General features: G+C 46.8%; 20 protein-coding genes and 1 pseudogene. 18 read left to right on the forward strand and 3 right to left on the reverse strand.

Annotated elements, in window-relative coordinates:
* Positions 1–188 (reverse strand): annotated as a pseudogene (locus KNQ02_RS00005) (copper amine oxidase); the annotation flags it as partial.
* Between the two features lie 405 nt (positions 189–593).
* Between KNQ02_RS00005 and KNQ02_RS00010 the strand changes: the two are divergent.
* The 6 genes from KNQ02_RS00010 to KNQ02_RS00035 all read left to right on the forward strand — a co-directional run bounded on the left by KNQ02_RS00010 (position 594) and on the right by KNQ02_RS00035 (position 4,448).
* On the forward strand, positions 594–893 hold the full coding sequence (locus tag KNQ02_RS00010; protein WP_214807075.1) for a DNA-directed RNA polymerase subunit beta: 300 nt from the start codon (positions 594–596) through the stop codon (positions 891–893).
* Between the two features lie 26 nt (positions 894–919).
* Complete coding sequence (gene fabZ / locus KNQ02_RS00015) at positions 920–1,342, forward strand: 3-hydroxyacyl-ACP dehydratase FabZ (RefSeq protein ID WP_088837944.1); 423 nt, start codon at positions 920–922, stop codon at positions 1,340–1,342.
* Between the two features lie 7 nt (positions 1,343–1,349).
* Complete coding sequence (locus KNQ02_RS00020; protein ID WP_214766941.1) at positions 1,350–1,772, forward strand: hypothetical protein; 423 nt, start codon at positions 1,350–1,352, stop codon at positions 1,770–1,772.
* Positions 1,773–1,903: 131 nt separating this feature from the next.
* Positions 1,904–2,230 carry a four-helix bundle copper-binding protein gene (locus KNQ02_RS00025; protein WP_214807076.1) on the forward strand — a complete coding sequence of 109 codons (327 nt, stop codon included), beginning with the start codon at positions 1,904–1,906 and terminating at the stop codon, positions 2,228–2,230.
* Between the two features lie 157 nt (positions 2,231–2,387).
* A complete protein-coding gene (locus tag KNQ02_RS00030; protein WP_214807077.1) occupies positions 2,388–3,887 on the forward strand; it encodes an SdrD B-like domain-containing protein in 1,500 nt (499 codons plus the stop codon).
* Between the two features lie 117 nt (positions 3,888–4,004).
* Positions 4,005–4,448: a helix-turn-helix domain-containing protein gene (locus KNQ02_RS00035; protein WP_088837940.1), complete on the forward strand. Its 444-nt coding sequence runs from the start codon at positions 4,005–4,007 to the stop codon at positions 4,446–4,448.
* A 97-nt stretch (positions 4,449–4,545) separates the two neighbouring features.
* On the opposite strand, the gene KNQ02_RS00040 is transcribed toward KNQ02_RS00035, so the two are convergent.
* Positions 4,546–4,797, reverse strand: coding sequence for a hypothetical protein (locus KNQ02_RS00040; protein WP_251132259.1), 252 nt, complete (start codon positions 4,795–4,797; stop codon positions 4,546–4,548).
* Positions 4,798–4,907: 110 nt separating this feature from the next.
* Here KNQ02_RS00040 and KNQ02_RS00045 point away from each other — a divergent pair, with 110 nt between their 5' ends.
* The 7 genes from KNQ02_RS00045 (at position 4,908) to KNQ02_RS00075 (ending at position 17,258) form a co-directional block, all read left to right on the forward strand.
* Positions 4,908–6,152: a UDP-glucose dehydrogenase family protein gene (locus tag KNQ02_RS00045; RefSeq protein WP_214807078.1), complete on the forward strand. Its 1,245-nt coding sequence runs from the start codon at positions 4,908–4,910 to the stop codon at positions 6,150–6,152.
* A gap of 59 nt (positions 6,153–6,211) precedes the next feature.
* Entirely contained in the window at positions 6,212–6,622 is a 411-nt protein-coding gene (locus KNQ02_RS00050) for a hypothetical protein (protein WP_251135006.1), read from the forward strand.
* Positions 6,623–7,211: 589 nt separating this feature from the next.
* Complete coding sequence (locus tag KNQ02_RS00055; protein ID WP_214807080.1) at positions 7,212–10,511, forward strand: hypothetical protein; 3,300 nt, start codon at positions 7,212–7,214, stop codon at positions 10,509–10,511.
* A 210-nt stretch (positions 10,512–10,721) separates the two neighbouring features.
* Positions 10,722–13,403, forward strand: coding sequence for a glycoside hydrolase family 70 protein (locus tag KNQ02_RS00060; protein ID WP_214807082.1), 2,682 nt, complete (start codon positions 10,722–10,724; stop codon positions 13,401–13,403).
* Between the two features lie 171 nt (positions 13,404–13,574).
* Entirely contained in the window at positions 13,575–15,143 is a 1,569-nt protein-coding gene (locus KNQ02_RS00065) for a S8 family peptidase (RefSeq protein WP_214807083.1), read from the forward strand.
* 31 nt (positions 15,144–15,174) lie between these two features.
* The gene (locus KNQ02_RS00070; protein ID WP_214807084.1) at positions 15,175–15,867 is read left to right on the forward strand and encodes a hypothetical protein; all 693 of its coding nucleotides are present in this window, start codon (positions 15,175–15,177) and stop codon (positions 15,865–15,867) included.
* Between the two features lie 464 nt (positions 15,868–16,331).
* Positions 16,332–17,258, forward strand: coding sequence for an LCP family glycopolymer transferase (locus KNQ02_RS00075; protein WP_371816390.1), 927 nt, complete (start codon positions 16,332–16,334; stop codon positions 17,256–17,258).
* A 44-nt stretch (positions 17,259–17,302) separates the two neighbouring features.
* On the opposite strand, the gene KNQ02_RS00080 is transcribed toward KNQ02_RS00075, so the two are convergent.
* Positions 17,303–18,463 carry a hypothetical protein gene (locus tag KNQ02_RS00080; protein WP_214807085.1) on the reverse strand — a complete coding sequence of 387 codons (1,161 nt, stop codon included), beginning with the start codon at positions 18,461–18,463 and terminating at the stop codon, positions 17,303–17,305.
* A gap of 197 nt (positions 18,464–18,660) precedes the next feature.
* On the opposite strand from KNQ02_RS00080, the gene KNQ02_RS00085 reads away from it, so the two are divergent.
* From KNQ02_RS00085 to KNQ02_RS00105, 5 genes are all read left to right on the forward strand, one after another.
* On the forward strand, positions 18,661–19,392 hold the full coding sequence (locus tag KNQ02_RS00085) for a YveK family protein (protein WP_214807086.1): 732 nt from the start codon (positions 18,661–18,663) through the stop codon (positions 19,390–19,392).
* A complete protein-coding gene (locus tag KNQ02_RS00090; protein ID WP_214807087.1) occupies positions 19,385–20,080 on the forward strand; it encodes a CpsD/CapB family tyrosine-protein kinase in 696 nt (231 codons plus the stop codon). The genes KNQ02_RS00085 and KNQ02_RS00090 overlap by 8 nt, the downstream gene beginning before the upstream one ends.
* A gap of 11 nt (positions 20,081–20,091) precedes the next feature.
* Positions 20,092–20,856: a tyrosine-protein phosphatase gene (locus KNQ02_RS00095; RefSeq protein WP_214807088.1), complete on the forward strand. Its 765-nt coding sequence runs from the start codon at positions 20,092–20,094 to the stop codon at positions 20,854–20,856.
* Positions 20,857–21,045: 189 nt separating this feature from the next.
* The gene (galU, locus tag KNQ02_RS00100; protein ID WP_159173348.1) at positions 21,046–21,933 is read left to right on the forward strand and encodes a UTP--glucose-1-phosphate uridylyltransferase GalU; all 888 of its coding nucleotides are present in this window, start codon (positions 21,046–21,048) and stop codon (positions 21,931–21,933) included.
* Between the two features lie 14 nt (positions 21,934–21,947).
* On the forward strand, positions 21,948–22,700 hold the full coding sequence (locus KNQ02_RS00105; RefSeq protein ID WP_251135007.1) for a sugar transferase: 753 nt from the start codon (positions 21,948–21,950) through the stop codon (positions 22,698–22,700).
* Positions 22,701–22,703 lie beyond the last annotated feature (3 nt).

Below are 22,703 nucleotides of genomic sequence, written 5' to 3' on the forward strand. Positions count from 1 at the left end.
TGCTCAGAAAGCAATTGGTCGAGTGTCGCACGAAGATCTGCTGCTTTCGTTTTGACCGTGACGTTTTTTGCTTTGTCCTCATGCATCATCGTGTCGTCCGATGCGCCGCCTGATGCGAATGCCGCCGTTCCTGGTAATACGAGTGCTGCTGCCATTGCTGATGCTGCGAATTTTTTAGTATGTTTCATCTGTAATCATTCCTCTCAATTTTTAGTAGTTTTGGTAGTTTCTGTTTCATCCTTCTGAAAAGCCTACGAAGGAGTGAGGCATTTGGATTTAAAAAAGTTTTAAAAAGTTGAAAAAATCTTAAAACGTAATTATGATGCGTTTCAGTAGTCGTTCTGTTTGCCGTTCTGTGTAGCTTACGCGCAAGGATATGAATTGGATTTAAAATTTGTGAAAGAATATCGAAAAATATGGGGAAGTGTTTTTTCTTTCCTTATATACACAATGCGAAATTTTTTTATATGTTGTTTGATTCCTCATGTTACACTTGGAAAAAGAGCAAACTTGTAGCTAAATCGGAACTATTTAATACCAGGTACTAATGTGCTATACTGTTCTTTAGACTGACTCAATGAAAGGTGATCAAGATGGTACAAAACCAAGCAGGAACGGGTCAACCGACACGTGAACGTCTGAAACGGCATCAAAAAGAGCCGAATCAGGAACATCAAGAAAACCCGGAGCAGAAGCAGCGTAAACGTCTTCGTGAGTATTCTTCTCGTCGAGTACCGATTCTTGTACGACTATTGATCGTATTGGTTCTCGTCGCGATTGCACTCGTCGTAGGCGCGATGGTTGGTTACGCGACGTTTGGTGGTGGCGAAGCGATGGATGTATTGAAGCTCGATACGTGGACCCGCATCACCGATTTTTGGATGAAATCTTAGATTAATCAGTGATTGGAGCTGTAGATATGTATACGATTGAACAGATAAAAGAAGTGATTCCGCACCGTTACCCGTTTTTACTCGTTGACCGGATTCTTGAAGTCGAGGAAGGTGAACGAGCGGTCGGCATCAAGAACGTCACGGCGAATGAAGAATTCTTCAATGGCCATTTTCCGGATTACAACGTCATGCCTGGCGTACTGATCGTTGAGGCATTAGCGCAAGTCGGTGCATTCGCTGTACTGAAAATGGAACAAAACCAAGGGAAACTCGCATTTTTCGCAGGTATTGAAAATTGCCGTTTCAAACGTCAAGTCGTACCCGGTGATCAGCTCCGACTGGAAGTCGAATTGACGAAACTGCGTGGACCGATCGGTAAAGGGCGTGCTACAGCTACGGTCGATGGGGAAGTCGCCTGTACTGCTGAACTAACTTTCGCGATTAAGTGACCTGCTGATGAAACGCTGGTTGATCCCCCTTGCCATATCCTTACTCATCATTCCGGGTTGTCAGCGTGCTGACGTGGTGAAGACGGCTTCCCCGACGGTCTTCATTGATCCTGTCAAACGTGCCGGACAAACGGAAAACATTTCCGCTCAAGTCTCCTTGACGGAAAAGGACCGGATGCGCTTGACGATTCGAACGGCGAATGACATTCGTCTTGACGATCAACAAGTCGACATCCGACTCGATGTCGCCAATCAATCGATTCCGTTCCCGTTCGTCTCGTTCGAAGCGAAGAAGATGGGCGAAGTTCGGACCTATACGGCAGATACGACGATTGAAGAGGACATCTTTAATGAAGAGCGACTCCCTGTGTTGATTATTGATGCGGGAGCCGGACGTGGCATTGAGATTCCGCTCGAAATCGTCCGTTAAACCAAATGAGAAGCATACGAGAGCCACTTGGATTCCCCGGTTCTCGCATGCTTCTTTTTTGATGTTTGTAATGAAGATGATAGGGAAACTAAATAAGAGTAGTACCTACTATACGTATAGGGAGGACTTGGATGATGTCTGAAAACCATCAAGCTGTCTTAACAGAACTGAATGCTTGCATCATTGCCTGCAACGCGTGCTTCGATGCCTGTTTGAATGAGGAACACGTCGCGCATATGACGGGCTGTATCCGACTCGATCGGGATTGTGCCGATATATGTGGTCTGCTCAGTCAAGCGATTGCTCGAAACAGCTCGAACGTATCTGTACTCGCGAAAGCCTGTATCGAGATTTGTCGTGCGTGTGCGAAAGAATGTGCCGGACATGATCATGACCATTGTCAAAAATGTGCTGAAGCGTGTGAAGCGTGCGCGACAGCTTGCGAGCGACTCGTCTAAAAGTCGAGTGAACGGCTGCTTTCTTCCTGAAGGGAAGGGGCAGTCTCTTTTTTTGAAAAAAAGATAATGCAATTTAAAGTTTTAGGTGGTTTATTTTTCCTGTATTGTTTAAAATTTAGGCAGAACATATTTTTAGAATGGAGCGAATACTTACATAATGCGAAAACTTAGCATGTATCTTATTGCACTGGTACTGAGCTTTAGTGTCATTCTTCCGGTACAAGCAGCACCGGTGAGTTGGGATGTCACGGGAACGGGGACGAATCCGTACACCCTGACCTTTACAGGGGAAGGACTCGTCGATCTCGAATCAGAAACGATGCTCGTCTTCGAAGGCGAAGTGACGGGGAAAAACATCGATATCGCGAAAACACCGGTCGTGACGTTCACGGCTGAAACGGCACCGACGATCAATATCGTTGCGGTCGATCAATCGAAGAACATTCTCGTCGAGTTCGGACGTGTCGTGACAGAAGAGCCGGCAGCAGAAGAACCGACGACGGAGGAGCCGGTAACGGAAGAACCGACAACAGAAGAACCACAAGTCGATCCTGCGACGAAAGAGCCGGCGACTGAGGAACCAGTAACAGAAGAGCCAACAAAAGAAGAGCCGACTAAAGAAGAACCGACAAAAGAAAAGCCTGTCAAAGCAACAACGGGAACAATCAGTGGAACCGTCTGGTATGACGAGAACATGGACGGGATTCGTCAAAGTGGCGAGTTGTTACTCGATGATATTCCTGTATTGCTGTTGAATCATGATGAAGATGTCGTCGACGAAGTGTATACGAAGGAAGGCCGCTACACGTTCTCGAACCTGAAGCCGGGTGAGTACGACGTCGAGATGGACGGATTCGACATGGGGTATTACTACAACTCGCCTCAAAACGTCGGTGACGACCGATTGATCGATTCGGATTTAGATGAAGAGGACGGTTACCTTTATTTAAGGCTGAAAGCCGGTCAAACGGCAGAGATTGATGCAGGACTGTATGGCGGTGAGGAAGAGGAAGACTTCTCAAACCTCTTGCTCGTCACAAACTTCTTTGACGCGGATGCGAATCAACGACCGGGCTATACAGAAACAGGCGTGCCTGCGACGTATACGGTGACGGACACGATTACCGGAGAAGATGTCTACAAAGAAACAGTCGGTGCGAATGAAGCGATGATGATTGAACTCGAACCGGGGACGTACTCGGTTAAAACAGAAGTGAAATCAGGGTATCTTGTAAAAGCGATGCATCATTTGGATTTAGATGCGTTGCTTGACTTCGAAGATTTTTCAGGTGCCATCACGAAAGCGGACATGAAAGCGATGGCTGAAGATCAGGGCGAAGAACTCGACGAAGAATTCCCGGAGCTCGAGGAATTCATGAAGTTGTTCAAACGAAAGCCGGTCGAAGCCACCTTTACGATGACGGAAGACACGCTCGGCTTTTTCTTGGCGGCTGAAGTCGTCCGTGCTGAACCGGTCGAACAAGCGAAACCGACGCCGGTCAAAGCGAAAACGGAGCAGACGCCGGACGTGACCCGTTCGACCAAAATGTCTGGAACGTTGCCGCAAGCAGGGGAAGAAACACCATTCCCGTTTGCTGCGACAGGTGCCGGACTTGCAGTTGTCGGACTGTGGTTCCTCTTACGCCGAAACGGATAAAATGAAGGCCTTCTGAACGATTATGTTCGGAAGGCTTTTTCATGTGTGTATCGGTTGACACACACGCACACACGTGTGTATAGTTGTAGTATCAAATGAACAGAAAGAGGGATGACGATGTTAACGACGAAACAAATCAGTGAATTGTTACGTGTATCGGAAGAGACGGTCCGTCGCTGGATCCGGACAGGCGAACTGCATGCGGAACAGGATGGAAAAGGTTACTTGGTCGATGAACTGGCGCTGAAACGACTGGTCGATGAAAAGTCACAAATCCCGGGGACGGCGATGAATAAAATCCTCCCGATCATCAATGACATGTTTGGTCCGGAAGCGGCGAAGTTTGCTAAATCGAACTTGTTCGACCCACTCCGTCAATCGATGGATCAGACGCAAAGCGAGTCGGTGCCACCAAAACAGGAAGCGACGGCTGAATCAATTGCTGAACAAATCAGTCAGCTCAAACGTAAAAAACGTCGCCTTGAGCTTGAACATGAACTGAAATTGCTGGATGTTGACGAAAAAATCGCCGCACTCGAGCATAAAGCGAACGGTTTATAAGCAGGAAAGACTACCTTCTACACATGAGGTAGTCTTTTTTTTGACGAAAAAAAGACAAAGTTCACGAGCTTGTGAGCTTTGCCGGCAGGCTAGTCCATCATGAAGACGATGGCGGTGTCGCTGTGTTTTGTTTTTTCTTACGGCGCCAGTACCAATACCCGAGTCCGAGTGTGATCGGAATCGCGGCTAGATACGGATTGGCTTCTAGATAACTGATGATCTCAAACAGCGCGAACCATCCACTGAATAACCCGAGGATGAGTAAGATCGTCCGGATCGCTTCAGGAAGCTTCCGGATACGATATGCGAAGAGACAGACGAGGCAAAAGATGATAATCGCCACGGACATTCCTCCCATTCCCATGACTAGTATAGCGTATTCGAAAAGCTTTTTCGATGCACAAATCTTTCGTCCTCCCGTATAGTGAAGACAGAGAAACTAACGAAGGAAGTGATTGCATGCATCTAACGGTGATTGGGACCGGTTATGTCGGTCTTGTGACAGCGATTGGACTAGCGGACGCGGGACATGAAGTGACATGTGTCGATTTGAATACAGAACGGATGGAACAGCTTAGACGAGGTATCGCGCCGATTACGGAGCAAGGGATAGACGAGGCACTCGAAAAAAATCAAAGTCGATTGACCTTCACGACGGAGTACCCCGTCTCGGACCTCTACCTCGTCGCCGTCGGTACTCCGGAACGGGCGGATGGCAGTTGCGATCTTTCAGCCGTCGAAGCCGTCGTCCGGTTGATTGAATCGATTAGTCCCGGCGCATCGGTCGTCTTGAAATCGACCGTTCCTCCGGGGACGACGGAGCGGTTAAGTGCGGAGCATCCGTCCCTCCGCTTCGCGATGGTCCCGGAATTTTTGCGGGAAGGAACGGCACTCGCCGATATGCGTCAACCGAGCCGGATTGTCATCGGGACGCGTGACGCGCTACTTGCGCCCCGGCTCGAGGAATTACTCAAGACGACGGACGCACCGGTCGTCCATGTCGATCCGACGACAGCCGAATTGACGAAGTACGCGGCGAATAGTTTCCTGGCCGTCAAAATCAGCTTCATCAATGAAATCGCCCGGCTTGCCGACCAGGTCGGGGCGAACGTCGACGACATCGCCCACGGGATTGGTCTTGATCCACGGATTGGTCCCGCCTTTCTCCGGGCAGGGGCTGGCTACGGCGGATCCTGTTTCCCGAAAGACATCAAAGCCTTGACGACACTTGCACGCACACATGATACGCACCTTCACGTCATCGAAGCAGCGGACCGGACGAATGAAGCCCAGCTCGCATACGTGCTCGAAAAGATTCGTCCCGAACGTGGCATGCATGTCGCCCTGCTCGGACTTGCCTTTAAACCGGGCACGGATGATTTACGGGATGCACCGGCGTTACGATTGGCCGAACGCCTGCAACAGCTTGGGGTGAAGGTGACAGGCTATGACCCGGCAGCGAAGACCCTGCTCGACCAAAAAACGACGATGGCTGAAGCAGTGGCGGGAGCGGACGTCGCCGTCATCATGACGGAATGGGATGACATCAAGTACGTCTCACCGCAACTCTTGCAGGAACACATGCAGACGCCGCGTTTGATTGACGGACGGAACTGCTGGCAACATCTCGAGGCACCGGGTGGCGTCCAGTATGAGGGCATCGGGCGACCGCACCACACATTTTCGAACAATCCATCTAACTGACCTGTTATATAGGGTGAATCCATCAGTGGGTTCATCCTATTTTTTTGTGGAGGAGACGGATGATGAAAATTGAGTATTTCACGGTGCAACCGAGTGGACCTAAAGGAAAGCTTGAGACCGTACCGTTGATGAACGGGTGGGAGCAGCATGTCGACGAGGAGTGGTCGCGGGCGATTCATTACGGCGCGGGGTTGATTCGGGTGACGGACGACGGCGTCGAGCTCCGGATTCCGATCGAGTTCGGGTTCGGGTATGTCTTGCAATACATCCGTCAGTTCGTCGAAGCGGAACGAAAAACGAAGCGGGCGCGTCATTTGTTGCAGCGGCAACTGAACTGGATCGGGCGTGGCTTACCGATTCAGCTCCGACGAGTCGGTGAACGGATTGAAGTCATGGCGGATTCGCGACATCAGTTCGATCGAAAAGATTTTTTGGAGGCGATGGACGTCAGAAACCGGAAGCGGATGTAGTACGGACGAGATTGAGACAAAAGCCGGTCACGCTCGTGCTCTGAAAACCAGCTTGAGCGTGGCTACGTTTAAAGGTTCATCTTCGTCTGTGACCCTCGCTAATTATTTGACCAGGGAGAGTGTTGTTTTTTAATTTTGTAAGCGTTTTCAAATTTAGGGGAGTTCAGATTTTTAATTTCCATATACAACCTATTAATATATTTATCATGTTACTACTATTCCCCTTTTTTTTACATAAAACCTATTGTCCTCTGATTCTGAGTTTTGTATATTTGACCTGTAGCTTACTTACTCACGTATATTAAGCAGTGAGAAGGAGCACGGATCTACAGCACGGGGAATTGCTTGAATAAAGCAATTTCAACAGTTTTCTCTTGTTCATCCCGAACTGGATACATATGAATCACTGACGATCGCCTCGACGTTAGGCGAAGATCGACGTGTGAAACAGAACGTACTCCTCCAAAGAAGAATAGAGAATTACTGCGTGTTTTTAAGTAAATATATTGAAATATTTTACTTAAAATGTAGGTTATCTAGTTGGGGTTGTCACATTTGGTATTGAAAGATAAGAGGAGGAATCGTAAAAATGGCTCACACGAAAAAATCGAACAAATTGTACGCTGCTGCCGCTGCCCTCGCAGTCACGGCATCTGTCGTCGCACCGGTTGCTGCTGACGCAGCTTCAAAGGTCTCTGTTAAATACATCTCTCCCATCTTGATGAAGCATGCAGGTGGTTCGAAGTATGCGACTAAGAAATTAGTCTTACCGACGAAAGTCAAAGTCAAACTTTCAAACGGTAAATACGAAATGCGCTCTGTCAAATGGAGCGGTTCGATCAAGTTCGAGAAAAAATACATCAACAAATATCAAGTCCTCTACGGTAAAGTCGCCGGAACGACGAAAAAAGCCATCCTCAAAGTCGAACTTCAAAACTATCCAGTCGACGTCCTCGAACCAGAACTCGCACCAGTCGCTGTCGGCGAAAAAGTCGTGCTTCCGAGCACGATCAGCATCCGCTACAAATCAGGAATCATCGTCAAGCGTCCAATCAGTAAATTCAACATCAAAACACCGGATACTTCTAAACCGGGTAACTATAAAATCGCCTATACGTACAAAGGGGCAAACTCAGTCGTAACCGGTTCAATCAAGTATGAAGTCAAAGCGGCCGACATCTCGAACGTCATGGGTAGCGTTGATGATCAGACACTTTCTGTTAAAGCGGACGTCATGTATGCTTCAGCTGACGCGATGGCAGAACTCATGATTTACCCTGGTAAAGACATGTCAGCGACACCGATCGTCGCGAAAGGGATGCTCAAAGACGGTAAATTCATGGCTTCCCAATCGGGTATTCCTGAAGGGACACACAGTTATGTCGTTAAAGTCGGTGATGTGAAGTCTCCGGCAATGGAATTCACAGTCGCGAAGACGATGTTGACATCTGCTAAAGCAATGGGCAAAGAAAAAGTCGAAGTCTCCTTCTCACGTGCCGTTGATGGTGTCTCAGCCGACAACTTCAAAATCGCAGGTGGAACGGTTACTTCAGCGACACTCAGTGCTGACAAGAAATCAGCGGTTCTTGAAGTATCAGGTCTTGAGTATGATAAAGACTACACGGTCGATGCGAAAAACATCATGATCGGTGGCGTTGCGCGTGACCTCGGTTCAATGAGCTTCATGACACAAGGTGTTGAAAACATCTGGATGCTTGAAGTCTCACCAAAAGCATCGACAATCGTTGCGAACGGTGGCGACAACACGGAAGTGACGTTCTTGCTCAAGAACAAAGCGACAGGTGAAGTCGACATGAACGCAGACGACATCGTTCTTAAATTATCGACGTCATTCGGTGCACTTTCAAAAGAACGTGTGACGATCCAGGACGGGAAAGCAACGGTCATCCTCACATCTGAGTTCAGCAACACGGACCTCGATGCGATGATCAGCGCGGAAATCATCGAAACAGCGAACGGCGACTACAAAAACCTCATCGGTAAGATTTCTGGTGAAGCGAAAGTCAAGTTCAGCACGATTGCCGTCACGCCGGCTCCGATCGAAATGATCAACATGCTCGCAGCGGAATCGAATCAAGCAGATCGCATCACGATCTTCCTTGATAAAGCCGTCTCGCGTGAGTTACTCCTCAAATCGTTCGGACTCGATAAAGTCCGTCCTTCGCTTCATGAAGAAGAGTATATGGCGAACGACAACATTCAAATCGAACAATTCGATGGTATGAAAAATGTCATCGGCGTCAAAGCGATTCCTTCGAATCCAAAAGCGTTCGAATTGATTCTTGATAAAGAAACACCACTCCAGGACAACGCAGTTGTTAAAGTGGTAGCGAAAATCACGAGTAACACGGATACAGAAGTGAAATCAAAAGCAAGCTTCAAGTTAACGGATGCACGTCCTGCTGAAGTAACGTCTGTCAAAGCAATTGGCTTGAACCAACTCGAAGTGAAATTCTCTGAAGCAATCGATACAGCGAACTTTAAAATCGATGGCCAGTATGGTGGTAAGTACTTCACTGTCATTCCTTACGGCTTCGATAACAAAATGGGTGTCGATCGTCGCGATACAGTCAAAATCATGTTGAACGACAACTACCCAGGAGTGAAAGAAGGCTACTTCGCAGCCGGCAAACATTCACTTCAAGTATGGGATACGATGGACTTCGCAGCGCGTTCGGATGAAATGAACATCGGTACGACACAAAACCTCGACTTCACAGTCGCAGCAGATACAGTCAAACCGACAGCTGGCGTCGTCGTCGAGTCGCCTGAGCAGTTCCGCATCATGTTCAGCAAAAACCTGAAAAAAGCAGACATCAAGGCTCTGTATGGTTCGAAAATGAAGCTCGAACGCTACAACTCAACATCTAAAAAATACGAAGACATCAGCGAATATGCTGAAGTGACATCGTATGATGCAATGACTGGCGAAGCGGTTGTCGAGATGAAACAAGACTGGACAGTCATCTACGATACCGTCAATACGAAAGAGAACTACTACAACGATAAGTTCAAAATCACGCTCGAAAAAGGTGCGATCCAGGCAGAAGCGAACGGTGAGAAAAACGATGCGCTTGCACTCGACTTGAACTATGACGGATCGCCACTCAACACACCGGATGTGAAGAGTGCTGAAATCACAGCAATCGATCGTGTGATGATGTCAACAGACTTCCACGTCATGATGAGTGAGCCGGTGAAATTGCTTGGGAAAGATCAAGCAGATACACCACTCAAAAATGCTGACGGCTTAGTCAACCCGCCGAAGACGACGGTTGAATTTATCGGGAAAAACAAAGACGGCAAAATCGTCACAGTCGACGGTTCGGTTGTCGGATATACAGATACAACAGATAAGAACTTCCGTGTTAAAGCGAACGAGAGTCTCCAGTCTCTCGTCGACATGAAAGGGTACGGCGAAGACTGGAAAGTCGTCGTCAAATCACTTTCAGATGATGTCGGTAACACAGTTGCGACAGCGACACATGACTTCAAACTCATGAAAACACCTGTCACACCGGTCGCTTCACCATTCGAAATCGAAAAAGTGACAGCGAACGCGAAGGATGAAAAAGACGTCATCCGCATCAAGTTCTCTGAAGGCGTCCAGTACGCAGGTATGTATGATGCGACGAGCACGGCGCAATACATCTTCAATGGAAAAGCCCTTCCGGTCGGCACGAGCATCTCGCTTGCTGACTCGGATAACAACGTATCAAACGGACTCGACATCGTGAAAATCAAAGTTCCAGCAGGGACGATCAAAACATTGTCGAACGTCATCACAGTCAACAAAGATCTTCAGTCGTATGACAACTCTGTCTTGACTGGTGGTTACGAGAAAGCAGTTCTTCTCGGATTAAACTAATCACGACAAGAACCCTCAATTCAGAAATGGATTGAGGGTTCTTTTTGACTGTTTCATGCAATCGATTGCATTTTAGGCAATCTATTGACTTTTTTTACGAAAATGAAGCTATGCTTAATTTGATTAAGGTGGTAAGTTATTTTATGGAATTAGAAATTTAAGTAAAAAATAAACAAAATACATACAGTTAAAGAAAGAGGAATCCATCAGATGAACAAAACAACAAAAGTTTCAGCCGGTTTACTCGCGACGGTCGTCGCGACGAGTGGACTTGGTCTTGCACCGCAACAAGTAAATGCTTATACATCAGGCGAAAAACTCGACAATCATGTCATTTTCCAAAGCTTCAGTCTGTACCAACCGTATGACAGCAACATGTACCGGACACTTGCGAAAAAAGGTGAGTTGTTGAACTCATGGGGCGTGACCGATGTCTGGATGCCGCCAGCCTATCGCTCATTCGACATGGCACGTTACATGGAAGGCTATGCGATTTCCGATCGGTATGACTTCGGCGAATTCCCGCAAGGACCGAACGGCGCGGTCGCAACAAAATATGGAAAAGCAAGTCAACTCGAAATGATGGTCGACATGCTGCATGACGACAACATCAAAGTACAGATGGACCTCGTCCCGAACCAAATGCTCGGACTGAACCAGCGGGAAGCGGTCTACGTTCGCCGTGCGAACACCTCGGGCGAGCCGTTTACGAATCCTTATACAGGTGGAGAGACGACAAAAACGCTCGCGACACCATACCTTGCCTATACAAAAGGTGGCGGGATGGGACAAGCGAAGTACGGATATATCAAAGAATGGAACAAATCCTATCTGAACGGAACATCACTCCAAGGCCAGGGCACAGGTCGCGTCATGACCGACAAGGACGGAAAACCGTACCGTTACTTTGGCAAAGACGATGCGAAAAACTATCTTCCGGAGTGGTTGCTTGAGGCAGCGAAAACACAAAACTTGAACGTCATCGATACGTATCTCGCAGCGGACGGCTGGTATGAAGTCTCACCGGAAAACTGGAAACCGATGTTGTCGCAATACGCGAAAGATCCTGGTTACCTCGACTATATGAAGGAACATGGTTTTGCGACAAAAGAAGCAATCTTGAGTTCGAAGGATAACGGAACAATTGCCAAGCTGACGGAAGACTACATGAAGACGCAGGCGACGTACGGATACGGGACAGAGGAACGGTCGTACCAAAACGATAACTCGGGCATCGACATCGAAGACCAATTCTTGTTCGTCGACGCGTCCGGTAATCCCCTCCAGCCGTACAATAAAACAATCGAAAACAACGATGAGTTCTTGCTTGGTGTCGACCTCGCGAACTCGAACCCGGAAGTCATCAAGGAACAAAAGAACTGGATGAAGTGGATGCTCGAAACGTATAAATTCGACGGATTCCGGATTGATGCCGCGTCGCACTACGATACGGCAATCTTGAAGGCAGAGGCAGAAGTAGCGAAAGCCCACTTCGGTGCAAATGAGCACCTCAGCTACATCGAAAGCTACAAAGAAGCGCAAAACGCCTACATGAAAGCGAACAACAATGAACAGCTCGTCATGGATGCAGATTTATACTTCACACTTCGGAATGCCCTCGGAAAAGCGACATCAACACGTTGGTTGAGTGATCTTGCGAAAGTATCGACCGTCAACCGTGAAGGCGACGGAACGAAAAACGCACAAGCGAACTGGTCGTTCGTCAATAACCATGACCAAGAGAAAAACCGGGTCAACCAAATCATGCTCGACCTGTACGGCATCAAAACAGGGGTTCAGTATGCGAAGGGTGAAGAACCGAAATCGTTCGAGAAAATGTATGATAAAGAAACAGAGCAACAAGCGCTTGCGATCTACAATGCGGAGCTTGCCAGCCCGACGAAAAAATATTCGGTCAACAACGTCGTGGCCCAATATGCGTATCTCTTAACGAATAAAGATACGGTGCCGACGGTCTATTACGGTGACCTGTACCAGACGGATGCTTCGTACATGACGAAGAAGACACCGTACTATGATGAAATCACGAACTTGTTGAAGGTCCGTAAACAGTATGCTTACGGCGCACAAAAAGTCGCGTACCATACGGCGAACACATCGAAATATGCCGGGAAGCACCTCATCTCGAGCGTCCGTCTCGGAAAAGACCGCAATACCGGTGTCGCGACGATCATCGGGAAAAAATCGACCCTCAACACGACGGTCAACGTCGACATGGGGAAAGTCCACGCGAACCAAGTCTTCGTTGATGCAAGTGGCGTCAGCAAGACGAAACTCGTCACAGATAAAAATGGTATCTTGACGGTTCCGGTCAAAGGCATCAAGACGGCAGAAGTCGATGGATACGTCGGTGTCTTCGTTCCGCAAACACAAACGGCACCGAGTGCGACAATCGCAAAAACGGATGTTTATCAAGGAAAGGCCGTCAACTTGAAGACGACGCTTAACCATGCATCAGCACCTGTCGCATCGACTAGCTATCAAGTAGCCGATACGTCAAAAGCAACAGTCGACAGCAAAGGACGTCTGACAGGAAAAGCAACGGGCAAGACGACGGTCACAGCAAACGTCACGTTGACGGACGGCTTCGTCCTGACGACGACACTGCCAATCGAAACGAAAGCAAACAGCGTCACGCTTAAAGCGACGAAAGCAACATTAAAGAAAAACCAGACGACACGCATCCTGATGGCGTCGGCGACAGATCAAATAAAATCTGTTCAATACACGTCAGCGAATAAAAAAGTCTCGCAAGTTTCTTCACGCGGGAATGTCCGGGCGATTAAAACAGGCAAGACGACAATCCGTGTCACCTACACGACGGCAGGTAACTACCAAGTCGTCAAAACGTTCACGGTCACAGTCAAGTAAGTCATGGTCCATCACTTTTACGAGTGGTGGACTTTTATTATGAAGTCATTTAAAAATGATATTCAAATGGATGTAAATAAAAGCGAGAATAAGCTAGAAAAATAAATAGATTTTATAAAATTTTCCATTATAATTATACGTGAAGGAGATCCTAAATGAAGGAGTGAAGAGATGCAAAAATGGTTACTCGGTCTTACGATTGTCGGACTGCTTGCAAGTGGACTACCGGTACATACAGAAGCGGCGGGCACGGGCGCGAAAAAAATGCCGACGCCGGGTGCGAAAACGCATAAAGGGTACTTGAAAGGAACGTTCGACCAAAACGGAAAAGCGTTGTTTTATTTCGACTCAGCGAACTATGTTAATGAAGGAACACATATTAAATTCGCAGCGGACGATACAGAAGACGTCACGGTCTACGAAACGCAAAGTGATTACTTGAAGCAACTGGTTTATGAACGCTATGACGCAGTGAGCGGTGAATCGTTATTCTTCCCACTGAGTTGGAAAGGACGACAATACGTCGAAATCAATGGACGAAAAAATACGTCGTTCACGGTCCCGTTCAAACTCGAACGCTTGCAACCGATGCGTGATGTGGTCGCGAAGAAAAAAGCGACGGGACAATCGACGAGCTTGATCGTCAAGATGCGCACGACGGATAGTGACCATGCGCAGTTGTCGCGTAATACGAAGGCAATTGCCAGTGAGACGATTGATGCAGGACTAAAGATGGAGAAGTTCACGTATTCGTCCGTCTATCAAGCGCTTGCTGCGAAGGCGAAACTTGCGAAGTCAGCGGACGTCACCTACGTCGAACTTGACGGACAGATGCAGGGACTCGGAGTGGATCCGTTCAAGAAATACCAGTGGTCGCTGAACAATACTGGGCAACGCGGCGGCGTCAAGGGAGCCGACATCAACTTTGAGGCGATGAAACGACGGATTGCCGGAAAAAAACAAACGACGACACGCGTCGCCGTCATCGATACAGGTATCAATCCGACCTATGCCGATTTCGCAGGACGGGTTCGGATGGATCTCGGTTATGACTTTGTCCATAAACGGCAGCTTGCGATCGACGACCATGGTCACGGCACGCATGTCGCAGCGATCATTGCAGCGAACAGTAACAATACGTACGGGATGTCGGGCATCAACGCCAAGGCATCAATCATTCCGATTAAAGTCATCGCAGCGAACAATACAGGCTCGAACTCGAACATCGCGAAAGGCATCATTTATGCCGTCAAGAAAAAAGCCAAAGTCATCAACATGAGTCTCGGTGGCGGTTTCTCGTCACTCGCGATTGAAGATGCTCTCGCCTATGCGAAGAAACAAGGTGTCCTCGTCGTCGTCGCGACGGGAAATGACGGGACGAGCCGTTTGTCATATCCGGCACGGTCGAAGTATGCCTTGTCGGTCGGTTCGACGAATCGGTTTGATCGCCGGTCGACATTCTCGAATTATGGCGACGGACTTGACCTCGTCGCACCGGGGCAAGACATTCCGAGTTACCTCAGTGACGGCGAATCGGCCTTTTGGAGCGGGACGTCGATGGCAGCACCGCATGTCGCCGGTGTCGCAAGTCTCCTCTACAGCCTGAAACCGACGCTCAAAGCAACCGAAGTCGAGTCGATTCTAAAAAAATCAGCCCAGGACCTCGGGAAGACCGGTTATGACAAAGCGTACGGATACGGACGACTTGACGCCGATAAAGCCGTACGCTACATCAAATGAAAATAACTTAAACAGAAAGTGGGACAGATTCATGAAAACAACATTTGCTAAACTGACACTCGCCACATTGATCGCCGGTTCGACATTGATTGCCGGAACAGCCGAAGCGGCAACGACAACGGAAACGAAGGCGACGACGCAGTACAATGCATTGACGCCGGGGATGACGATTGCCCAGGCAGCAAAGGTCATTTACGGGAAAGACTACAAAAAGCAATTGACGAAAAAGGGCAGTTCGACGGTCTTGAAACAAAAGGCAGAGGCGACGAGCACGTCACAAGGACAAAAGACGACGCTCTACAGCATCTACGATAGAAAAGCAGACTTCCCATCCGCGATAACGACGTTGATGTTCATGACGAAGAAAAATGATTCCGTCTACCGGCTGACGACAAAATCGCTTGATTTGTACCGCGGGACGACGACGTCAGGTGCACGGGAAAGCAAGATGAAGCTCGCGAAGGGTGCGAAAATCAAAACGGGGATGACAGAAAAACAACTCGATGCGCTTTTATCGGGGAAAGGTCTTGGGGAATGGACGGGTCTTGATACGATTGATTTAACATCTGTTCAAACAAAACAAGAACTTGAGTTGGGTCTTGCGATTAAAGCAAAATCGAAAACGTACGTCTTCCCGACGGCAACGAAAACAAAAAAACTCGTCATACTCGATTACAATGCGAAAAAGAAAACGTATGTCGTCTCTGGACAAGCATCGTTATAAAGATACGTGAGAGTCTGTAAGCAGCCTTTTTAGCGTATAGACAGTTGTAGTTTATAGCTAATGTAAACGCATGTTTCTTCTCGTGCTTTCCTCGGGCGAGGCGCAAGCCGTTGCTCCTTGACTCTGACGAACAAGGAGCAGGGTCTCGCCTGCCTCTGACAGCGCGAAACGCGCTTTTCCCGTAGGAGTCACGAGAAGCAATGCGTTTTTCGGGCAATTTTTTTAAAATTCGGAACACCCGTTAATAATACCAACGACGAGTAAGGGATAAATAAGCTTTTAGAAGGTCCGTCAATCGTTTAAAGAGTCTGTCAATCAGGCTCTTTTTTTCATTTTTTTCCGTTTTTGACAAAAAGGGAGTTATTTTTTGTATACTCGACTGTAAGAGCGCTCATGCTGAACCGATATAAATGAGAACTCATAAGTACGATATAATACGCAAGACAAAAAGGAGAAATGATAGAGTGGAACGCGTCAAAAAGAAACGTAAAGTCAAAAAACGGTGGACGCCGCTGAAGGTCATGCTGTTGATTGCCTTGGTCCTCGTCGTCGGAATCGGCGGATTCATCGGCTATACATATTATCAGGTCGATCAGACGGTCAAGAAAATTCAATCACCGGTCAAAAACACCGGTGACGCTGTCGTCGAAAAACAAAAACCGGTTTCGGTTCTATTGCTTGGGGTCGACCAACGTCCCGGCGAACGTGGTCGCAGTGACTCGATTATGGTCATGACACTGAATCCGACCCGTAATGAAAGTCGATTAATTAGTATCCCTCGTGATACGAAAGTCGACATCATCGGTAAAGGGACGAACGATAAAATCAACCATGCGTATTCGTTCGGTGGACCGGATATGGCAATCAAGACGGTCGAGAACTTCCTCGATATTCCGATTAACTATTATGCGGAAATCAACATGGAAGGATTTACGTCACTCGTCGATGCGGTTGGTGGAGTTACGGTAGTCAATGATATTGATTTTGATTATGAAGGTAAAAAATTTGCTGTTGGAAAAATTAATTTAGATGGGGAATCGGCATTGAAATACACACGGATGCGCTATGATGACCCACGGGGTGACTTCGGTCGTCAAATGCGTCAACGTCAGGTCATTGAACAAGTGATTGATAAGTTATCCTCCGATGTCTCAATCAGTAAGTTCAATGCGATTATGGACGTCGTCGGAGACAATGCGCAGACGAACGTTTCGTTCAAACCGATGCGGACGCTCGCCTTCGACTACATGGATGCCTTTAAAAATCAGGAAAACTTGAAGCTTGAAGGAACGGGTGGAAAAGAAGGCGATGGTATTTATTACTGGCACCCGACAGACGCTTCGCTTGAACAAACAAAAACAGCATTACGTTATTCGTTAGGATTAGAGTGAATCAAAAAGGAGTGAGCCACAAACGGCTCACTCCTTTTATTTGTTTAAAGATTTTGTTCCGCAAGTCGGACGCGACTGAGGTCGGTCCCATCTTTTGCGAACCGTTGCAAGCGGTAGGAGTTACTCATGACGAGTCCCGTCGTCTCCGATTCGAGTTGCAGTGGAGCGAGTGTCGCTAACTTGTCATTTGTCACATCGGCTTCAGACCAGTCGATGGCGATGACACGATCATTTTGTAACGTAAAGAAATGATTTCCATAGAAAAGATAATCATTGACGTCGTCACTGAATGTTCGGTCAGGCGCTGCGTAAAGGCTATTCAACTCTGCGCTTGATTTGCCGATAAGGTCAATGAGCGTCTCGGTAACGAAGCTCGTATCGAGATTATCGTTGACCCATGTCAGTAACGTTTCATCTGCAATGGCATCATCTGAAAGCTCTTTTGTCGTATCAGCATTTTTGATATAGCCTGTCAATTCGTTAGTCAGTTCAACTTTACTGATCGAGTCGGACGCTTCAAGGATTCGGTAGCCATCCCCGAAGTCAGCTTCGTATAAAACGTCCGTCAAGGCTTCATCGCGGTAGATGTTACTGTTGCGTGTATTAACATAAAGGATGTTTGCTTCCGGTTTATCTTCTGGCTTTTCGTCTGCTTTTTTATCGTCTGTTGTTGATTCTTCGACGGCGACCGGTTGTTCGACTGTCGCGTCCGGTGCAGACGATTTCGGACTTGCGAGATAGTTTGAGTAGACATACGTTCCGGCAGCACCAAGTAAGAAACAAAGAATCAATAAAGCAATCCAGCCCCACGGCAGTTTACGTTTTGAACGTGGTGGAGCAATCTGTTTCGTTTTTTGACGGCGCGGACTGTTGTCGTCACGTTGTGACCGTGATAACGTCGCAGGTGTTTCCGGCTCGTCATGCTCAAGGGGACCATCTTCAGTAAGAATCGGACGTGCGACGAGCATGCCATAAAAATCTGCCAGACTTTCATGATGTTTGCCGGCTAAAAAGTTTTGCCATTCGTCGACTGTGACTGTGTCCTGCTTAAAAGGAATAAGTGGTGCGTCTCCTGTCAGACGAATCATCGTGTCTGTCAACGACTCGGTCGAAGCGAGACTCGAACGGATTCGTTCATGGAGACGAATGATGTCGTCCTCGGAGTGTGATGTATAGTATTGGAGTGCTTGTAGAGAGCGGTGCATAAAGAAATTCCTCCTATGTAGATTGCCAGTAATTCATGTAAAAAGAAACATGTCATTCTCTATTATACGCAAACTTTTTCAATAAACGTATGTTATTTCCTAAAATAATAGTAACCATTTCCCAATTTTTTGTTATACTGATTCCTAGTTGATAAAAAAGTCACTGCATTAGACAAATAAAGGAGAATAATTAACCCATGAATGAAACAATTAGCTTACAAGAGTTATTTTCAGTTTTACGGAAGTCGCTTTGGCGGATTCTCGCTCTGACGATTGTCGCAGCGGTCATTGCATTTACTGTCAGTAGTTTCTTGATTAAACCGACTTATCAGGCAGGGACACAAATCCTCGTCACACCACAGAAACAAGAGAACAGCGTCATCGATGCGTCACAAGTGCAATCGTCCGTCACGCTCGTCAATACATATCGTGTCGTTATTAAGAGTCCAGCTATCTTAGAAAAAGTCCAAGCAGAAGTTGATAATGCACCTAATAGTCTTGATACATTAAACAGAATGATCACCGTCGAAAGTGAACAAAATTCACAGGTCATCAATGTTTCTGTCCAAAGTACAGATGCAGCCCTGGCTTCAAACGTTGCCAATTCAGTCGCGAACGTCTTTAGTGACGATATCACTGAACTGATGGACGTCAACAACGTCAAAGTTTTATCCGTCTCAGGGATTCCAACGTCACCGGTCAGCCCGAACATTATCTTGAACACGGCGATTGCAGCTGTTGTCGGATTCTTACTCGGAGTCGGTCTTGCGTTTTTACGTGAAGTCCTCGACCGCCGGATTCGGACAGAGGATCAAGTCCAACAAATTCTTGATCTGCCGGTCTTAGGTAGTATCCCGGATATCGATAGTAAGGTCTTTAAATCGTCAGCAAAGGCAGCAAAACGAGAGGCGGTAAAACAATATGGCTAAGAAAAATAAAATGAATAAAGACGCACGGAACTTGATTACGGTCACGCAGCCGAAGTCACCGATTGCCGAGCAGTACCGGACGATTCGGACGAACATTGAGTTCATGGCCGTCGATAAAGAGATTCAAGTCATTTTGATTACCTCGGCGACTCAAAGTGAAGGGAAATCGACGACGTCGTCGAACCTCGCCGTCACTTATGCCCAGCAAGGAAAAAAAGTCTTAATCATTGATACCGACATGCGTCGACCGACCGTTCACTATACGTTTAAAGTCGCGAACGGTCTCGGTTTATCGAGTCTCTTGACACGCCAAGCCGAACTTGAAAAAGCTGTGTTACCAACAAAAGTCGACAACTTATCAATTTTAACAGCAGGTCCGATTCCGCCAAACCCGGCAGAGCTCTTATCGTCGCGGTCGATGGAGAACTTGATTTTACAACTCCGTGAAGAGTATGACGTCATCATTTTGGACGCACCGCCATTACTCCAAGTCGCGGATAGCCGGATTACATCGAAATTAACAGATGGTGTTGTGTTAGTTGTCGGCTGTACGACTTCCGATCGCCAACGTGTCTTAAAGGCAAAAGAACAACTCGAACTGGCAGAAGCGAAAATTCTTGGTGTCGTCTTGAACCGTCGTGAGCTGACGGACGATTCTGCATACCAATACTACTATTCTTATGAGTGAGGGGTTCAATCATGGTTGATTTGCACTGTCATCTCTTACCACTCGTTGACGATGGTCCGGCGAGTGTCGAACATACATTACAACTCGCAGAACAAGCCGTTGCGGAAGGGGTATCGCAAATCATCGCGACACCGCACCTCTACCACCCGCAGTTTGAAACGGAAGACGTCGACGTCCGCTTGACAGTCGCTGAACTGAATGTCTTACTGCAGCAACGCGATATTCCGCTGACTGTCTACCCGGGACACGAGATTCGTCTGACGGGAGAGTTGATTGAAGAAATCAAAGCGGGTCGGGCGTTACCACTCGCAGATTCGCGTTACTTACTGATTGAATTTCCATCAAGCGGCATTCCGTCTTATGCGCGGCAAGTCTTCGCTGAGTTGATTTCCGACGGCTACATTCCGATCGTCGCCCATCCGGAAAAAAATAAAGCCATCATCCAAAATCCGAATCTCCTTTTCGAATTGATTTCGAACGGAGCAATCAGTCAAGTCACATGTGCCAGTTTGATTGGTAAGTATGGTAAGGATGTTCAACGGTTTGCGGTTGCCTTACTCGAAAACGGCTTGGCTCACCTTGTAGCGTCAGACGCGCACCATATCGAGAAACGTCCGTTCTACTGGGAGCAGTGTCGGAAGTACTTGGCACAAGAACTGGAAGACTGGTTGTATGACGAATTGTACGAAAACAATGAAGCTGTTTTATTAAATCAACTTGTGACGATTAATCCACCAAGTCCAGTCGAGAAGAACTGGAAAGGGCAATGGGTATAAGGTGATATTTGTAAGAGCTAGTAAGGAGAGTGAAATTGCGCTCTCTTTTTTCTATGTTAACGCTTACATTATGAAAAAATGGAAATCTTTATGGAAAAAAAGTATCTTTCTATGTTATCTTAATTTACATAAAGACTACCAAGTTGATTATATTATGGTAATCGAAAATTATAGTCAGGAGTGAATTTTGTGAAAAGAGTAAAAAAAGCAGTTATTCCGGCAGCGGGACTTGGAACTCGTTTTTTACCAGCGACGAAAGCGATGCCGAAAGAAATGTTGCCGATCGTCGATAAGCCGACGATTCAATATATCATCGAGGAAGCGATTGAATCGGGGATTGAAGATATCTTAATCATTACCGGTAAAGGGAAACGGGCGATTGAAGATCACTTCGATTCAGTTCCGGAGCTGGAAGCAAACTTGATTTCAAAAAACAAATCGGAGTTGTTGTATCTTGTCGAAGCAACAACAAATATCAACATCCATTTCATTCGTCAATCTAAACCGAAAGGACTAGGTGACGCTATTCTTCAAGCAAAAGCCTTCATCGGGAATGAACCATTCGTCGTGATGCTCGGGGATGATATTGTTCAAGCAGACGTCCCGTGTACGCGCCAGTTAATTGAACAATACGAAATCACGAATAGTTCAATCATCGGTGTGCAACCAGTTGCCGATAAAGATACACATCGCTATGGGATCGTTGATCCAAGCACAAGCATCTCAGAGAACTTACATAAGGTAAAATCATTTGTCGAAAAACCGGCCCCTGGTACGGCACCATCAAATTTGGCTATTCTAGGTCGTTACTTATTAACACCGGAAATTTTCAAGTACCTTGAAACACAAGAAGTTGGTTCAGGTGGGGAAATCCAATTAACGGACGCGATTACGCGCCTCAACGAAATGCAACGCGTCTTTGCTTACGAATTTGATGGCAAACGCTATGACGTCGGGGAAAAGCTTGGCTTTATTCGAACAACACTCGAATTTGCTTTAAAGCGCGATGATTTAGGAGAAGATGTGCGTGCCATGATGTATGAATTATTAGAACTTAAAATGGCAGTTACTGAATGAGAGGAGAGTATGCATTGAACAAATCTAACTCACTCCAAGAAGAAGTTGCGATTACGACAATTACTGAACCACGAACGAAAACAAATGTTGTGGTAGAAGAAATTCATTTTAATAAAGTTCCGGATACATTCGTGATAACACCTATTCCTTTGAATGAAGCGAGAGGTTATTTAATTTCAAAGCGTATCTTAGACATTGTGGGTGCAGTATTAGGTCTATTGATTTTAAGCCCATTTTTATTTGTATTAGCCATGATCATTAAATTCGAAGATAAAGACTCTTCTATTTTCTTTTCACAAGAACGGATTGGGAAAAACGGAGAAAAGTTTAAAATGTACAAATTTCGTTCGATGGTATCGGATGCGGAAGAACGTTTAAACGCCCTGTTAGAACATAATGAAACAACAGGAGCGATGTTTAAAATGGCCAATGATCCCCGGGTTACAAAAGTAGGTCGCTTCATCCGAAAAACGAGCGTAGACGAATTGCCTCAATTATGGAATGTACTAAGAGGGGAAATGTCGCTTGTAGGTCCAAGACCACCACTTCCACGGGAAGTGGCAGAATACACTTCATATGATTTACAACGTTTATCGGTTGTGCCTGGATGTACGGGCTTATGGCAAGTGAGCGGTCGAAGTAATATTGGATTCAAAGAAATGGTGGATTTAGATATTTTATATATTAAAACTAGAAATTTCATGATGGATTTGAAAATCATTGTCAAAACGATTACAGTATTATTTGGTTCAAAAGATGCGTATTAATTT

The sequence above is a fragment of the Exiguobacterium sp. s102 genome (assembly GCF_018618635.1).
GTDB classification, from domain to species: Bacteria; Bacillota; Bacilli; order Exiguobacteriales; family Exiguobacteriaceae; genus Exiguobacterium_A; species Exiguobacterium_A oxidotolerans.

Excerpts from the sequence above, each read along its gene's own strand:
- KNQ02_RS00010 (WP_214807075.1), top strand. The coding sequence starts at position 594 with ATGGTACAAAACCAAGCAGGAACGGGTCAACCGACACGTGAACGTCTG.
- fabZ (WP_088837944.1), top strand. The coding sequence starts at position 920 with ATGTATACGATTGAACAGATAAAAGAAGTGATTCCGCACCGTTACCCG.
- KNQ02_RS00020 (WP_214766941.1), top strand. The coding sequence starts at position 1,350 with ATGAAACGCTGGTTGATCCCCCTTGCCATATCCTTACTCATCATTCCG.
- KNQ02_RS00025 (WP_214807076.1), top strand. The coding sequence starts at position 1,904 with ATGATGTCTGAAAACCATCAAGCTGTCTTAACAGAACTGAATGCTTGC.
- KNQ02_RS00030 (WP_214807077.1), top strand. The coding sequence starts at position 2,388 with ATGCGAAAACTTAGCATGTATCTTATTGCACTGGTACTGAGCTTTAGT.
- KNQ02_RS00035 (WP_088837940.1), top strand. The coding sequence starts at position 4,005 with ATGTTAACGACGAAACAAATCAGTGAATTGTTACGTGTATCGGAAGAG.
- KNQ02_RS00040 (WP_251132259.1), bottom strand. The coding sequence starts at position 4,797 with ATGTCCGTGGCGATTATCATCTTTTGCCTCGTCTGTCTCTTCGCATAT.
- KNQ02_RS00045 (WP_214807078.1), top strand. The coding sequence starts at position 4,908 with ATGCATCTAACGGTGATTGGGACCGGTTATGTCGGTCTTGTGACAGCG.
- KNQ02_RS00050 (WP_251135006.1), top strand. The coding sequence starts at position 6,212 with ATGATGAAAATTGAGTATTTCACGGTGCAACCGAGTGGACCTAAAGGA.
- KNQ02_RS00055 (WP_214807080.1), top strand. The coding sequence starts at position 7,212 with ATGGCTCACACGAAAAAATCGAACAAATTGTACGCTGCTGCCGCTGCC.
- KNQ02_RS00060 (WP_214807082.1), top strand. The coding sequence starts at position 10,722 with ATGAACAAAACAACAAAAGTTTCAGCCGGTTTACTCGCGACGGTCGTC.
- KNQ02_RS00065 (WP_214807083.1), top strand. The coding sequence starts at position 13,575 with ATGCAAAAATGGTTACTCGGTCTTACGATTGTCGGACTGCTTGCAAGT.
- KNQ02_RS00070 (WP_214807084.1), top strand. The coding sequence starts at position 15,175 with ATGAAAACAACATTTGCTAAACTGACACTCGCCACATTGATCGCCGGT.
- KNQ02_RS00080 (WP_214807085.1), bottom strand. The coding sequence starts at position 18,463 with ATGCACCGCTCTCTACAAGCACTCCAATACTATACATCACACTCCGAG.
- KNQ02_RS00085 (WP_214807086.1), top strand. The coding sequence starts at position 18,661 with ATGAATGAAACAATTAGCTTACAAGAGTTATTTTCAGTTTTACGGAAG.
- KNQ02_RS00090 (WP_214807087.1), top strand. The coding sequence starts at position 19,385 with ATGGCTAAGAAAAATAAAATGAATAAAGACGCACGGAACTTGATTACG.
- KNQ02_RS00095 (WP_214807088.1), top strand. The coding sequence starts at position 20,092 with ATGGTTGATTTGCACTGTCATCTCTTACCACTCGTTGACGATGGTCCG.